Source organism: Rhodococcus sp. 05-2255-3B1 (genome assembly GCF_002258545.1).
Classification (GTDB): Bacteria; Actinomycetota; Actinomycetes; order Mycobacteriales; family Mycobacteriaceae; genus Rhodococcoides.
This window is the reverse complement of the sequence record NZ_NOZC01000007.1, coordinates 441,938-456,848: the sequence shown is the minus strand read 5'-3', so window position 1 is coordinate 456,848 and position 14,911 is coordinate 441,938. Positions and strand designations below refer to the sequence as shown.

The window sequence follows — 14,911 nt, the reverse complement described above, 5'->3', positions numbered from 1 at the left end:
AATGACCCGATCCATGAAGAGCTCTCTTTCCCGTGCCCTGTTCGTCTCAGGAGCCACCGTCGGCGCGTTGCTGATCGGCGCAGGCGCAGCGTCCGCACACGTCGTCGTCTCGGCACCCGACGCCGCGCAGGGCGGCTACTCGGTGCTGACGTTCCGCGTTCCCACCGAGTCCGATACTGCCTCGACCAGTTCGGTCAAGGTGACCCTGCCTGGCTTGAATTCTGCTCGTACGCAGCCCATCCCGGGCTGGACGTCCACCGTCGAGAAGGACTCGGCCGATCTGGCCGTGTCGGTGACGTGGACGGCGAACCCCGGTTCCGAGGTCGGCCCGGGCCAGTTCCAGCAGTTCCTGCTCTCCGCGGGACCGCTGCCCGAGCAGGAGACCGTCTCGTTCCCGGCCACTCAGACCTACACCGACGGTGAGGTCGTGAACTGGAACGAGCCGATGACCGAGGACGGTAGCGAGCCCGAATTGCCCGCTCCCACCCTGACTCTGGCCGCGGCCGGCGGTGATGCGCACGGCAGCGCCCACACCGAGACCACCGCAACAGCCAAGGCATCGGCGGAGTCGTCGTCCTCCGACAACACCGCTCGCTGGCTCGCCGGCGTCGGACTGGTACTCGGAGCCGTCGGCGCAGGTCTGGGCATCGGCGCGACGATCAGGGCGCGGCGCTCGTGAGATCGCTCGTAGTTTCCACGAAGGCACTGCTCGTCTCGGCCGCAGCACTGCTGGTGCTGTTGATCGCCGCACCGATCGCATCGGCGCATTCGCAGGTCACCGGGTACAGCCCGGCCGACGGCTCCTCCCTCGACTCGTCTCCGGCGACGGCGTCGGTGTCGTTCAACGAGGTGCCGCAGTCGCAGTTCGCCACGCTCAACGTCGTCGGGCCCGACGGCAACATCTGGTCGAAGGGCGACGCACGCATCGAGGGCCAGAGCGTCGTCGTCGACGTCGGTGAATTGGGACCGATCGGCGAGTACACCCTCGCGTACCGCATCACCTCGGCCGACGGTCATCCCGTGAGCGGCACGGCGACGTTCACGCTGACGCAGGAAGGTTCCGGTACTCCCGGGGCACCGGCCGACGCGTCGGGCACCTCGGAGGAGTCGGCTGGCGGATTTCTCGGCGGCTACGGACACATCGTGTTGATCGTGGTCGCGGTTCTGGCCTTCGCGGGCGCGTTGGGGTTCGCCCTGCGCAAGCCGAAGACCCAGAAGTAGTACCGACGTGGCTGCGGTGGGCGAGAGAAGCGTTCGGTTGGTGCTCGCCGCCGCAGCTGCGGCGTTGCTGGGGGTCGCGGCGGCATTCGCGCTGGCGTACCCCACCTTTCCCGGTGGGTCGTCGTGGCTACGGGTGATCGCGGTGGCGTCGGGCTCGGTGGTGTTGGGGTTCGGAGTTCTCGCTGTCCTGGACGCCAGTTCCGAGTCCCGACGCCCCGCCGTCGACCCGCTGGTGATGTGGCGCGCGATCGGCTATCTGTCGGGGCTGTGGGCGGTGGCCGAGTTCGTTCTGCTGGCCGCTGCGGCAGCCGATTCGGCCGGGCGTACGCCACTGACGTTGTCGCCGATCGCTTTCACCACATTCGCCACCTCGATCTCGGTGGGCCGTCTGGGTTCGGCGACGGTGATCCTGGCGCTCACTCTGTGCGCCGTCGGGGTGGCCGGGTATCGGTCGGGGGCGAGCTGGTCTCCGACTCCGGTGATCGTGCTGGCGTCACTCGCCCTGGTGGCGCGGCCGATCACCGGTCACATGTCGCAGTTCGCGTTCGGATCCTTCGCCGTTGCCGTGCATGTGCTGTGCGCGTCGGTGTGGCTCGGCCTACTGAGTGCGATGGCGCTGAGTCTACGGAGCAAATCCGCGTGGGCGACTCTGTTGCCGGTCTATTCGCGGGTCGCGTTCTGGTGCGTCGTCGGGGTGGCCACCACCGGGGTGCTGGACGCGGTTCTGAAGCTCGACAGCCTCGGCGCCGTGGTCGAGACCGGTTACGGCCGAATCGTTCTCGCCAAGGTTCTCGCCACGGTGATCCTGGTCGCGTTGGCTCATCGAATCCGTGGGACGTGGTTGCCGACCGTCGCCGCACACCGATCCACGGTGGAGCACTCGGTGGGGCGAGCGGCCGCGCATGTGAGCCTGCTGGCGGTGGCATTCGGCTTGGCCGCGGCGCTGGCGACCACCGCGTGAGCCGGCGGTAGGCACAACCGTGTCGGTGCGCTGTACTAGCCTGAGTGCATGCCGAAGTTGACTGTGGTGCCGAGTGATTCCTCGGCACCTGCGCTCGGCCGGATCCACACTGTCGCGGAGTTCTTCGCCGGTATCGGCTTGGTGCGAATGGGCTTGGAGCAGGCCGGTTTCGAGGTCTCGTGGGCCAACGACATCGAGCGCGACAAGCACCACATGTATCGCCAGCACTTCGGTGACGATGCAGGCCATTTTCAACTCGGCGATGTTGCCCACACCCGGGGAGAGGACCTGCCCGACGGTTTGTCGTTGGCGTGGGCGTCGTTTCCATGCACCGACCTGTCGTTGGCCGGGGGCCGCGCCGGTCTGGCGGGCAAGAACTCCTCGACGTTCCGGCATTTCACGCGGGTGTTGAGCGAGCTCGGTGCCGCTCGGCCGAAGGTGGTGGCGCTCGAGAACGTCGTCGGGCTGGCCACCAGTCACGGCGGCGACGATCTGGCCGCAGCGGTGCGAGAACTCAACGAACTCGGCTACTCGGTCGATGTCCTCACCATCGATGCTCGACGCTTCGTTCCGCAGTCGCGGCCACGCCTGTTCCTGATCGGCGCGCAGAATCCCCCCGAGGATGCCCGCGATCCCAACAGTGAGCTGCGGCCGGATTGGTTGCAGGCGGTGTACGGCGATTCGACGTTGCTGACGCACCGCGCTCCGTTGCCGAGTCCGCCGATTCCGTTGACCAGTGGCCTCGGCGATGTGGTCGAGCGCATGGACTACCGAGACGAGCGGTGGTGGGACACAGCCCGTACCGCGGCGTTCGTGCAGTCGTTGTCGCCGATTCAGTTGCAGCGCATAGAGATTCTGAAGAAGTCCCGCAAGGTCAGCTACCGCACCGCCTACCGTCGCACCCGCAACGGCGTCGCGGTCTGGGAGGCTCGGCCCGACGACATCTCCGGCTGCCTTCGTACCGCCCGCGGCGGTTCGTCGAAGCAGGCGGTGGTGAAGATGGGCAACGGCCGGTTGCAGGTGCGTTGGATGACACCGCTCGAATACGCCCGCCTGATGGGTGCCGGCGAGTACACACTCGACGGTCTGCGAAACAACCAGGCGCTCTTCGGTTTCGGTGATGCGGTGTGCGTTCCCGTGGTCACGTGGCTCGCGGAGCACTACCTGATGCCACTGGTCAGCGGGACGATGCATGCATCGAATACAGCTGCGGCGCATGTCCAGTCACGGTAAGTCCTCGCTGCGGTCGTCTGCCGTTGCGCCGCGCAAGAGCACTCTTCCCGCGGACGATGTGCAGTCCTTTCGCGCGGCCCTGCGAGAAGTGCTGAGCGAGAGGGACGATCAGGGCCGGGTGTGGTCGGCGGCCAAGTGGGGCGTGTATGCGTTCTACGATTACGACGGCGAGCCGATCTACGTGGGGCAGACCAAGGAAAAGCTCAGCGTTCGGGTGCAGCGTCACCTGACCAACCAGCGCACCGACGCCGTCGCGATGCGGGTGCTCGACGTCTTCGAGGTCGCGGAAATCGAGATCTGGCCGCTGTGGCAGTACGAGGATCTCAAGAAGTCCGACGGTGCAGAACGATTCCGCGCAGCCGAGCGTGATCTGAACGCTCACGAGTACACGGCGTACCTCGAGGCCATCGACAAGTCGCGGCACAAGGCGATCCTGAACGAGAAGATCCCACCGGTCTCGGAGCCCATCGCACTCCCGGCCTCGCTGCGTCGATCGTTGATCTCGGAGCAGACCCGCCGCGAGCGCGGGCACCCCGACATCCGCATCGCCCGTCGTGCCGAGACGATTTCGCGATTGGCTGCGGTCACCCGCGAACGCGGCGAGGTCTCCGAGGGTCTACGACGCGTACTCGTGGTCCAGGCCGTGCGCCTGGCCTACCTTTCGGCCGAGCGACTCGCCTTCGTCGAGGGACACCCCATCCCCGACCCCGCCGCCATCGACGTCACCGCCCTGGTGGGATCGGTGCTGCACGAGCGCAGTGAGCCTGACGATCCCGAAGACACGGAAGATGCGATCGAGTCCGCGGACATCACCGAGCCCGACGGCGAGTTGGACCTGTTCAGCGAGTACTGACTCGCCCCGCCGTAGGCTCGCCTCGTGCCACTTCCCCCTCACGTTGCCGATCTCACCAGCATCGATCTGCTGCTGTCGGTGGCCGAGCTCGGCAGCATCGGGCGAGCGGGCAGAGCCCACGGCATGTCGCAGCCGGCGGCCAGTGCGCGCATCCGTGCCCTCGAACGCCGCGTCGGCGCGCCATTGCTGACACGGGGCGCGCGCGGAACGGTACTGACCGAACTCGGTGAGCTCGTCGCCAGTTGGGCTGCGCCGGTCGTTCGGTCCGCCGAGGACTTGGCGACGGCCATCGCCACGTTGCACGCCGAACGCATCGGCCATGTGCAGATTGCCGCGAGTCAGACTGTCGCAGAGTATCTTCTGCCGCGCTGGCTGGTCACGCTGCACACGCTTGTCCCGCACATCGTTCCGACGCTGAGTTCGGGTAACTCGACGGTGGTCGCCGAGAAGGTGCTCGCGGGAACCGCCGACCTCGGTTTCATCGAAAGCCCCAGTGTCCCTGCAGCTCTGGATCACCGTACCGTTGCCACCGACGAACTGGTGCTGGTGGTGGCACCGGACCACTCGTGGGCCGCCACTACGCCGTCGGCCACCGAGATCGTCGGCACTGCACTGGTGACGCGGGAGGCCGGGTCGGGGACGCGCTCGGCCTACGAAAGCGCCTTGGCGGCAGCGGGTCTCGGGCATCCGGCCTCGCCGCTCCTCGAGGTCTCCTCGACGACGGCGATCAAGTCCGCGGTCGGGGCAGGAATCGGCGGAGCCGTGCTGAGCTCACTGGCCGTCGCTCCCGAGCTGGCTGCCGGGACCCTGGTCCGCGTACCGATTCCAGGACTGACCCTGCATCGTGAACTGCGGGCGATCTGGCCGTCCGGCCGCGCGCCGAGTGGACCGGCCGCGGAGTTGCTCACCGTGGCTGCGAAGACGCAGCCATAGCCCTGGGTTATGACTGATTGTTGAACCGGTGCCTACCGAGCCGGCACGGCACCCCGCAGGCTGAAGACATGACAATGACAGCTCCTACCCGCGTGGTGCGCCGCCAGCCCTTCGAGCACATCACCCCCAACTGGTTCGCCGCGGTGATGGGGACCGGCATCGTGGCCACCGCGGCCGCCACGTTGCCGGTGCAGTTCGCGGCTCTGCACGTGTTCGCGGTCTCTGTCTGGGTCTGCGCAGCTACGGCGCTCGTCGTGATCGGTGCGGCCTTCGCGATGCACTGGATCGGGCACCGCGACCGAGCTGTCACCTATGCCCGGCACCCGGTGATGGTGCAGTTCTACGGCGCTCCGCCGATGGCACTGCTCACCGTCGGCGCGGGAGCAGGCCTCCTCGGAGTGGACCTGCTCGGATCCACCGCGGCCACCACGCTGTTCGCCGGTCTGTGGATCGCCGGGACGATCACCGGTCTGCTCACCAGCGTCGTCGTTCCCTATCGCATGATCACCGCGTCGGATCATCGCGACGTTGCCGCCCTGCCCGCGTGGCTGATGCCGGTGGTGCCGCCGATGGTCTCGGCCTCGACCGGGGCGTTGATGCTTCCGCACCTACCCGACGGCCAGTGGCGGCTGGCGCTGCTGTGCGCCTGCTACGCAATGTTCGGACTGTCGCTGATCGTCGGGATGATCACGCTGACTCTGATCTACGGACGTCTGCTGCACGGCGGTCTACCGCCCGTCGACGCGGCTCCCACCGTGTGGATCACGCTGGGGTTGATCGGTCAGTCGATCACGGCGGCGAACCTGCTCGGCACCGACGCCTCGATGGTGTTCACCGGTGGACAGTCGTCGATCGCCGTCGGATTGCACGTCTTCGGCATCGGCTACGGACTGATCATGGGCGGCTTCGGCGTGCTGATGTTCGCGCTCGCGACGGCTCTCACCGTCCACGCGGCGCGCAGGAACCTGGGGTTCTCGCTGACGTGGTGGTCGTTCACCTTCCCCGTCGGCACCTGCGTCACCGGGGCGAGTGCCCTGGGACATGCACTGAATTTCGGTGCGGTGCAGGCTCTGGCCGTTGCCCTGTACCTCTTGCTGCTCGCCGCCTGGTTCACCGTGGCCACCCGCACTCTGCGCGGTATCCGGCGCGGAGAGTTGTTGTACCCCGCCTGATCTCACATGTGCGAGAGCACGTTCACCACGTTGCCGTCGGAGTCGCGAAAGAAGAATCGGCGCACGCCCCACTCCTCGTTGGTGATCTCGTAGACGATCTCGAGTTCGGCGTCCATCGCTGCCCGGTACGCCGCGTCCACGTCGTCCACTTCGATCGACGCCGACGGGTTGACCGGTCCGGTGGGATCGATGGTGATCAGGCTCAGCTGCGCCGCGCTGTCACCCGATGGCGCGAGCGTGGCGATCCACCCGTGATTCATCACCACCTCCATGCCGGTGACCTGGACGTGCCTGTCCAGCGCCGCATCGAGATCGGTGACCGTGAGCAATGGCATCGCGCGCACAACGTCCATGCCCGGACTGTATCGCCGAAAACGTCCCCGCGGGGACGTCCTCCCCACTGCTCAGGTGGGCGCAAGTCCCACTCTCTCCATGGAGTCCATCGGATTGACTGAGCTTCGGCAGCACACGTCCGACTATGTCCAGCGCGCGGAGGCCGGCGAGTCGATGCTGGACCCGTGGCAGCGAGGCACCGAAGAGCTGTCGAGATCCACAGCCCCTGACGCCATCGCGTCGTTCACCCCGGCGACACGTGCAGTTCCCGCAACACACGCCTGCGCGTCGGTTCGGGTCGGAAGCATGAGCAACTTCCGTGCTCGATGCCTCCAGGAGATGTACCAAGTGAACACTGTTCGTCGCGTTGCCACCGGTGGAATCCTCGGTCTCGCCGCCCTCACCCTTGCGTCCTGCTCCGAGCCTGCGGCTCCCGAGGCCGGTGGAAATGGCGACGGGGCCAGCGGCACCCTCACGGTGTACACCTCTGAGCCGCAAGCCAAGATCGACGCGCTCAACGCCGAGTTCACGGCGGAGAACCCCGGCATCGACGTACAGGTGTTCCGCGCCGGCACCGGCGATCTCAACGCGCGCATCGCGTCGGAGCGGCAGACCGGTTCCATCGGTGCCGACGTTCTGCTCGCTGCTGACGCCCCCACGTTCGAGAAGTACAAGGCCGACGATCTCCTTCTGCAGTACACCCCTGCCGACGTCGACGCGCTCGATCCCAACGTCGTCGATCCCGACGGTTACTACGTCGGCACCCGCATCATCCCGACGGTCATCGCGTACAACACCGGCGCCGTCTCGCAGCCCCCGACGTCGTGGAAAGAACTGGCGGATCCCCAGTACAGGGGCCGGATCACGCTGCCCAATCCCGATGTGTCCGGCGCGGCCGCGTTCAACACCGCGGTGTGGCTCGGTCAGGACGACCTCGGCCTTCCGTGGCTCACCGACCTCGTCGCCAACGAGCCCGTGGTCGCCGAGAGCAACGGCCCGGTCGCTCAGGCCGTCGCCGCCGGCACCCAGCCCGTCGGCATCGTCGTCGACTACCTGGTGCGCGAGCTGGCCGAGAAGGGCTCGCCCATCGCTGCGTCGTACCCCACCGACGGTGTCCCGTACATCTCCGAGCCCGCCGGAATCTTCAAGGACTCGGCCAACCAGGAGGCCGCCCAGAGGTACGTGGACTTCCTGGTCAGCAAGCGCGGTCAGGAGATCGCCGTCGAGCAGCAGTACCTGCCGGTCCGGTCCGATGTCGGAACGCCCGAGGGTGCGCCCGCGCTCGACGACATCGAACTGCTCAACCCGGACCTCGACACGATCACCGCCTCGCAGCCCGATGCCGTCGCCACGTTCAACGATCTTCTTGGCTGACCGCATCACCTGGGTACGCGCCTGCCTGTGGTTGGCCGTCCTCGCCCTGATCGGCGCTCCGCTGGCCGCTGTGGTCTCGATCGGATTGGGCGGCAACCACATCCAGGAGCTGCTCGACGGCGGAATCGCGTCGGCTGCGGCCAACAGCATCGTGTCGGCAGGTCTGTCCGCGGCCGCGGCGGTGGCCATCGCGACCGTCATGGCCCTCGTTCTCGATCGCACCGATCTGCCGGGCCGGTCGGTGCTGCGCCTTATTCTGCTCAGTCCCTTGCTGATCCCGCCGTTCGTCGGCGCGATCGCCTGGACGGGTCTATTGGGCCCGAGCGGAATGATCAACTCGTTCTGGAACGAGACGTTCGGCGGCGGTCCGCTGTGGAACATCTACGGCGGCGACGGGGTGATCTTCTTGCTCACGGTCCACTCGTACCCGCTTGCGTACCTGATCATCTCGGCGGCGCTAAGGCGCGTACCGGGCGATCTGGAACAAGCGGCCCGCATTGCCGGAGCATCTCCGTTCCGGGCCATGCGCGACGTGACGCTGCCACTGCTGCGTCCGGCCCTGCTGGCGTCACTGACGTTGACGGCCGTATCCAATCTCGCAGACTTCGGCATACCAGCTCTGATCGGATTGCCCGAGCGCTACGTCACGCTCTCGACCATGGTGTACCGATACATCCAGTCGGGCACCGTCGATCGCCCCCTCGAAGTGGTCTCGACCATCGGCATCGGGCTCCTCGCACTCGCCGTGGTCGCAGTAGCGATCGATCGCATTCTCGGCCGTCGATCGATTCAACTGGACGGCGCGGTCACTGCCCCGCAGCTACTTCCGCTGGGTCGCAGTCGAATTCCCGCAGGAATCGTTTTCTGGCTCATCGGGCTGGCTCTGACGGTGTTGCCGATCCTGGCGTTGGCCACGCAGGCGTTGCTGCCGGCTCCCGGCGTACCACTCACCTGGGCCAATCTCACGCTACAGAGCATCGAGAGCGCGGTCACCGCACCGGGAACGCTGGTCGGCATCCAGAACTCGGTGACCCTGGCCCTCGGGGCCGCTGTGGTGTGCGGATTCCTCGGCCTGGCCATCGGCGTGCTCACCACCCGCACTCGCTCCCGCGACAACGTCGGCCTGGATCTGGCAGCGATGCTGCCGCAGGCGATTCCCGGCCTCGTCATCGCGGTCGGCTGGTTGATCATCGGCCGATACACCGGCCTGTTCGACACCACGTGGGTCATCCTGTGCGCCTACGTGATGGCGTTTCTCGCGATCGTCGTCCAAGCAGTCCGCGCACCGTTGAGTTCCACTCCGACAGCCCTCGAAGAAGTCGCCAGATCCTCTGGCGCGTCGCATCTTCGATCACTGTGGGACGTGCCGTGGAAGATGGCGATACCGGCTGCGATCACCGGCTCGGTACTCGTCGCCCTCACTGCGGTCCGCGAGCTGACCATGTCGGTGCTCCTCGTCGCGCCCGGCACACAGACCCTCGGCGTGTCCATCTTCAACCTGCAGCAAGCAGGCGACTACAACGCCGCCTCCGCCCTGTCCCTACTCGTCGCGCTCGTGGGATTCGCAGGCCTCGGCCTCGTCGCATCCACTCGAGCCGGACGCCCGTAGCTCCGACGCCGAGAAGAAGGAATCGATGTCCGCCATCACGATCGAGCAGCTCGGCCTCCGATACCCCGACGGCACAATCGGTTTGGAGGGCATCGACCTGGAGATCGCAGACGGCGAGTTCGTTGCGCTCGTCGGGCCGTCGGGCTCCGGCAAGACCACGCTACTGCGTACCGTCGCCGGCTTCCTGACGCCGACCGCCGGTTCGATTGCCGTCGGCCCCGATGTGGTTGCGAACAAGCAACTTTCGACGCCTCCCGAGTCGCGCAAGCTCGGCATGGTGTTTCAGCAGCACGCGCTGTGGCCGCACCGCAGCGTCGGACGGAATGTCTCCTACCCACTCGAACTGGCCAAGGTCACCAAGACCGAACGCGAGAAGAAGGTCGCCGACGTGCTCGAACTCGTCGGGCTGCCCGGGCTCGAGAAGCGGGATCCGTCGACGTTGTCCGGTGGCCAGCGACAACGCGTCGCACTCGCTCGCGCCCTCGTCTCTTCGCCGCGAGCGCTGCTGCTCGACGAGGCACTGTCTGCGCTGGACGAGCCCCTGCGTGATCGCCTTCGTCTCGAACTGCGCGCTCTGACGCGGGCCGCGAACCTGACCGTCCTGCACGTGACCCACGACCGCACCGAGGCCCTTGCCCTCGCCGACCGGGTGGTCGTCCTCGATCAGGGTGCCGTCGCACAGATCGGTACGCCCGAGGACGTGGTGCGCGCTCCGGCATCGGCGTTCGTCGCCCGCTTCCTGTCCGACGCCACCCTCGTGGACGGCACCGTCGCGCAGGGCACCTTCTCCTCGGGCTCCCTCACCCTCGCGGCGGAGGGTTCCGGACCCGGGACGCTCGCAATCCTGCCGACCGACATCGAGATCGTGCCCGACGGCGGGGTCAGTGACGAAAAGATCAGCGGCACCGTGACCTCCTCATTGTTCGGACGTGATGCCAGCGACGTTCTGGTTCGCTCCGGCGACGTGGACTTCCGATGCTCGGTGCGTGGACCGCGCCCGCAGGTGGGCGAGACCGTCGCGTTGAGCGTTCGGCGGTCGTTCTTCTACCCGAGCTAGCCACCCTCGATCGCGATCCGGCTCCAACCCTGTGACCCACCAGACAGGAATAATGTTTGCTTAGCGCATGTATGTATATATATGGTTGCAGACAGCAAGTAAATGGAACTCATCGTTGGAGCACTCATGGCAGTTCGATCCACTACAGCGGAGTCGCTGGTCGAAGAGGTCTTCCTCTTCGGGCGCACGCTGAAGCGGGCCGTGACCACCGGAGTCGAGGATTCACCCCTGCCGCAGGCCCTGACCGGAGTGTTGGCCATCCTGGCGACCGAGGGCGAATGCAGACAGACCGACCTGGCCAGCAGGCTCTGCGTCAGCCAGTCCGCCCTCAGCCGGCAGATCGCGGACCTCGTCGACCTCGGCTACATCGATCGGCATCCCGATCCGGACGACCGAAGGGCGTCCCGGGTCTGTGTGTCGGACGTCGGCCAGGTTCGACTGAAACAAATTTGGGACAGACGCGCACGTCGCCTGGCAGAGATGCTGAGCGGCTGGAGCGAGTCCGAGGCACTCGATGCACTCGACTCGATCCGCAAACTGAACGACACCTTCAACGAAGACGCCCACGCCCAGCACCAGGACGTGGTCCGCATTGAATCGATTGCGAGATAGAACATGACTACATCTGCGGAAACTCCGCCCAATCAGGCAGTCGTCGATCCCGACGCGATGTCGCACCGCCAGATCCTCGAGGCCCTCACCGGCCTGCTGGCCGCGCTGTTCACCGCGCTGCTGAGCACCACGATCGTCTCGACGGCGCTGCCCACCATCATCGGTGATCTGAAGGGTTCGCAGACCGCGTACGCCTGGGTCATCACCACAGCCCTGCTGGCCAACGCCGCCTCCACTCCCATCTGGGGCAAGCTCGCCGACCTGTTCAACAAGAAGGTGCTGGTCCAGAGCGCGATCGTCATCTTCGTCGCGGGCTCGCTCATCGCCGGCTTCGCACACAACGTGCCGGTACTGCTGGCTGCCCGCGTCGTCCAGGGCATCGGCATGGGTGGTCTGACAGCACTCGTCATCGCCATCATCGGCACCATCGTCTCGCCGCGTGATCGCGGCCGCTACTCCGGCTACACCGGAGCGGTCATGGCCGTGTCGATGTCCGGTGGCCCGATCCTGGGCGGCGTCATCGTCGACAGCCCCCTCGGCTGGCGTTGGTGCTTCTTCGTCTGCGTGCCGCTTGCCGTGATCGCCCTCGGACTGCTGCAGAAGACCCTGCACATCAAGACCGTTCGCAAGGACAACGTCTCCATCGACTGGCTCGGCGCACTCCTGCTCACCGCAGGCGTTTCCGTTCTCCTCGTCTGGGTCTCGTTCGCAGGCAAGGCGGACTACTACGCCTGGATCTCCCGTGAGACTGCCTACCTGGTGGGCGGCGGAGTTCTGCTGCTGATCCTGACGGTCGTTGTCGAGGCTCGGCACAAGTCGCCGATCATCCCGCTCAAGATCGTCACCGAGCGCACCACCGGCCTGGCCATCATCGCCTCCATCGCCGTCGGTGTCGGCCTCTTCGGAGCCACCACCTTCCTCGGCCAGTACTTCCAGACCGCTCGCGGCTACACCCCGACCGAAGCCGGATTGCTCTCCATCCCACTGGTGTTCGGCATGCTCGTGGCCTCCGTCGGTTCGGGTCAGCTCATCACCAAGTTCGGAAAGTGGAAGCCGTTCATCGTCACCGGATCCATCCTGCTGGTGATCGGATTCCTGCTCCTGGGCACCATCGATCACGCCACCAGCCTGGTCACGGTCGGCATCTTCATCACGATCGTCGGCCTCGGTACAGGCATGCTGATGCAGAATCTCGTTCTCGCAGTGCAGAACACGGTCAGTGTGCAGAACGTCGGTGCGGCATCGTCGACGGTTGCGTTCTTCCGCACCTTCGGCGGCGCGATCGGCGTCTCGGTTCTCGGTTCCCTGCTGGCGACCCGGGTGGCCGACAAGTCCGCAGCCGGCCTGGCCCAGCTCGGCGTCGACAGCTCGTCGGGCGGCGGTGGATCGCTCGATCTCACCTCACTGCCTGCTCCGGTCCTCGAAGTCATCCGCACCGCGTACGGTGATGCGACCGGTCGCATCTTCATGATCGCCGGGTTCGTCGCGATCGTCACGCTGATCGCGGTCGTCTTCATTCCGAATCGCCCACTGCGCCAGACGATCGACATCGCGTCGACCCCTGCCCAGGGACCCAAGGATGAGCCGCAGGACCAGCTCGCCGAGATTCCCTCCTTCGGTGCCACCCAGGATTACGTCTCCGCCGAGTACGAGACCGACCGTCGCTTCGAGGGCGGCCGCGCCGAGGGTCGTCACGAGGCGCAGCCGGGGCAGCGCCCCTTCGAGGGTCTGAGCACCGACGCACGTGACCGGCTGCTCGCCCTGCTGCTACCCGAGCCGAAGGACACGCTGGCGGCACTGGACGAGGCCGAGACCATCCGCGCCGAAGTGATTGCACTGCAACAGGAACTCGACGCGAAAATGCTCGATTTCGATGCGGTCTGCGAGCGGCTTCGTCGCCTCGGACTCAGCGAGCAGCAGATTGCTCGGGTGTTGGGAGACAACCACATTCCCGACAGTCGCAATCACTACGCACACGCCGGACTGAACGGACACAGCGTCAACTAGGCTCGCGCGTCGACGAAAGTTCCCCGCACCCCCACCGGGAGTGCGGGGATTTTTCGTTCTCTATGCTCCAAGACCGAACCGTCCACCATCTTTCGGTTCTGCACAGGCGGGAGGATCTTTCATGACACGTCGTCTCCAGGTCTCCGCCGCCGCGGTCCTGGTAGCAGCGCTTGCCTGCGCGTCGTGCGGAACCGAGGAACGAGCGTCGACGGCCGGCACTCCCATCGACGGTGCAACAGGACCTGCTCCGACGCTGGGCTGGACTCTCACTCCCTCGGATGTGGGTGTCGAAGGCGGTCAGTTTCGTGATCCCGTCCAGGGCAGCGACACCGATTCGACGGAATCCGGTTCCATCTCCGACGGCTCGACGGTCGTCACGCTCGTCGGCCGCCTCGACGGCAGAGAGTTCGTCGACGCCACCCTGGTGGGATTGCACATCGCCGACGGTGCGGTGCGGTGGCGTACCCCCGCGGAGAACGTCGTCGGCTGCGGTGAGGAGTTGGTCGACGGGCAGGTCGTCTGCTACCGCGGCTCCGCAGGCACGACATCCGAAATCCTCACCGTCGACGCTGAATCCGGGGAATCGAGTACTCGGGACGCAGCGTTTCCGATCACCGGTCTGACCACCACGGACGGCCACGTGTACACCTCTCGGGCGGTCCCCGAGGGCGTCCGGCCGACGGTGTCTCGCGGCACTGCGGACGACGTGGACGCGGACTGGTCGGTGCAGTTCGATTCCACGTCCTCACCCAACGCACAGTTCGCCTCGACACTGCACACCGAGAACGGAATCGGGCTGTTCGACGACGGCCGAGGAGTGTTCGCCTTCGACCTCGCCACCGGGGAGAACCGGTGGTCCAGAACAGCTCCGAACTGCGCTCGCTCGGGCACCGCGTCGAGCGACGGCAACGTGCGGGTGGTGCGGATGGACTGCTCGGATCCCACCGTGGTCACAGGTTCGGAGATCGTCGACGCCGACGGATCCGTGCTCGCTGCAACGGATTCCGTGACCCTGCAGCGGCCGACTTTCGACGCACCCGCCGAGCAGAGCCCGTTGCTGCTCGGGACGGGCGGCTATCGGCCACCGAATCCGGATCCCGTGTGGACCGACGAGAGTCTGGTCTGGGCTGTTGCGCCGGAGATCACCGGACCCGCCGCTGCGTTCCTGTCCACCAACGGACTGGCATACGCCGTCACGGGTTCGGTGGCGCTGCTGCGCAACGACGACACAGCCACCGAATCCGCAATCGACCTCGACACCGGGAACACGCTGTGGAGTCGCGAAACAGAAGGTTTCGCGGAGGTCGGTGCGCTCGACGGTGACGTCGCCACTCTGTTCGGACCGGAAGTGCTGCGCGGGATCGACGTCGGAACCGGATCCACAGTGTGGGACATCCCCGTGGCGACATTCGACGACGAGGGAATCGATCGGCAGTCGTGGCCGATGTTCGATCGAGTCGGCACCGACTCGATCTTCACCAGGGCCCTGAGCATCTCGGTCCTGCGTACGACCTAGACCGTCCCTCGTCGCCCGACGTCGCCGGGC

14 protein-coding genes are annotated in these 14,911 nt (G+C 66.4%); 13 read left to right on the top strand and 1 reads right to left on the bottom strand.

Annotated elements, in window-relative coordinates:
- Window positions 1-13 precede the first annotated feature (13 nt).
- From CH249_RS06460 to CH249_RS06430, 7 genes are all read left to right on the top strand, one after another.
- The gene (locus tag CH249_RS06460) at window positions 14-679 is read left to right on the top strand and encodes a YcnI family protein (protein WP_094682512.1); all 666 of its coding nucleotides are present in this window, start codon (window positions 14-16) and stop codon (window positions 677-679) included.
- On the top strand, window positions 676-1,221 hold the full coding sequence (mprA, locus tag CH249_RS06455) for an MprA protease, GlyGly-CTERM protein-sorting domain-containing form (protein WP_094646351.1): 546 nt from the start codon (window positions 676-678) through the stop codon (window positions 1,219-1,221). The genes CH249_RS06460 and mprA overlap by 4 nt, the downstream gene beginning before the upstream one ends.
- A 16-nt stretch (window positions 1,222-1,237) precedes the next feature.
- Window positions 1,238-2,182, top strand: coding sequence for a copper resistance D family protein (locus tag CH249_RS06450; RefSeq protein ID WP_179272797.1), 945 nt, complete (start codon window positions 1,238-1,240; stop codon window positions 2,180-2,182).
- 48 nt (window positions 2,183-2,230) lie between these two features.
- Window positions 2,231-3,415: a DNA cytosine methyltransferase gene (locus CH249_RS06445; protein ID WP_256981109.1), complete on the top strand. Its 1,185-nt coding sequence runs from the start codon at window positions 2,231-2,233 to the stop codon at window positions 3,413-3,415.
- Window positions 3,399-4,268: a GIY-YIG nuclease family protein gene (locus CH249_RS06440; RefSeq protein ID WP_143544375.1), complete on the top strand. Its 870-nt coding sequence runs from the start codon at window positions 3,399-3,401 to the stop codon at window positions 4,266-4,268. Before CH249_RS06445 ends, CH249_RS06440 begins: the two co-directional genes overlap by 17 nt.
- A gap of 24 nt (window positions 4,269-4,292) precedes the next feature.
- The gene (locus CH249_RS06435; protein ID WP_094646349.1) at window positions 4,293-5,201 is read left to right on the top strand and encodes a LysR family transcriptional regulator; all 909 of its coding nucleotides are present in this window, start codon (window positions 4,293-4,295) and stop codon (window positions 5,199-5,201) included.
- A gap of 68 nt (window positions 5,202-5,269) precedes the next feature.
- Window positions 5,270-6,373 (top strand): TDT family transporter, encoded by a 1,104-nt coding sequence (locus tag CH249_RS06430; RefSeq protein ID WP_094682371.1) that lies wholly within the window; start codon window positions 5,270-5,272, stop codon window positions 6,371-6,373.
- A gap of 2 nt (window positions 6,374-6,375) precedes the next feature.
- Here CH249_RS06430 and CH249_RS06425 read toward each other — a convergent pair whose 3' ends face one another.
- Window positions 6,376-6,726: a VOC family protein gene (locus CH249_RS06425; protein ID WP_179272798.1), complete on the bottom strand. Its 351-nt coding sequence runs from the start codon at window positions 6,724-6,726 to the stop codon at window positions 6,376-6,378.
- Between the two features lie 319 nt (window positions 6,727-7,045).
- Between CH249_RS06425 and CH249_RS06420 the strand changes: the two genes are divergently transcribed.
- The 6 genes from CH249_RS06420 (at window position 7,046) to CH249_RS06395 (ending at window position 14,881) form a co-directional block, all read left to right on the top strand.
- Window positions 7,046-8,080: an ABC transporter substrate-binding protein gene (locus CH249_RS06420; RefSeq protein WP_094646462.1), complete on the top strand. Its 1,035-nt coding sequence runs from the start codon at window positions 7,046-7,048 to the stop codon at window positions 8,078-8,080.
- Window positions 8,073-9,689, top strand: a complete 1,617-nt coding sequence (locus tag CH249_RS06415) for an ABC transporter permease (protein WP_373453507.1) — start codon at window positions 8,073-8,075, stop codon at window positions 9,687-9,689. The genes CH249_RS06420 and CH249_RS06415 overlap by 8 nt, the downstream gene beginning before the upstream one ends.
- 25 nt (window positions 9,690-9,714) lie before the next feature.
- Window positions 9,715-10,746 (top strand): ABC transporter ATP-binding protein, encoded by a 1,032-nt coding sequence (locus CH249_RS06410; protein WP_094646346.1) that lies wholly within the window; start codon window positions 9,715-9,717, stop codon window positions 10,744-10,746.
- Between the two features lie 126 nt (window positions 10,747-10,872).
- Window positions 10,873-11,358 (top strand): MarR family winged helix-turn-helix transcriptional regulator, encoded by a 486-nt coding sequence (locus CH249_RS06405; RefSeq protein ID WP_032397378.1) that lies wholly within the window; start codon window positions 10,873-10,875, stop codon window positions 11,356-11,358.
- Between the two features lie 3 nt (window positions 11,359-11,361).
- Window positions 11,362-13,365, top strand: a complete 2,004-nt coding sequence (locus tag CH249_RS06400; protein ID WP_256988144.1) for an MDR family MFS transporter — start codon at window positions 11,362-11,364, stop codon at window positions 13,363-13,365.
- Between the two features lie 121 nt (window positions 13,366-13,486).
- Complete coding sequence (locus tag CH249_RS06395; protein WP_094682372.1) at window positions 13,487-14,881, top strand: PQQ-binding-like beta-propeller repeat protein; 1,395 nt, start codon at window positions 13,487-13,489, stop codon at window positions 14,879-14,881.
- The last annotated feature ends 30 nt before the right edge of the window (window positions 14,882-14,911 follow it).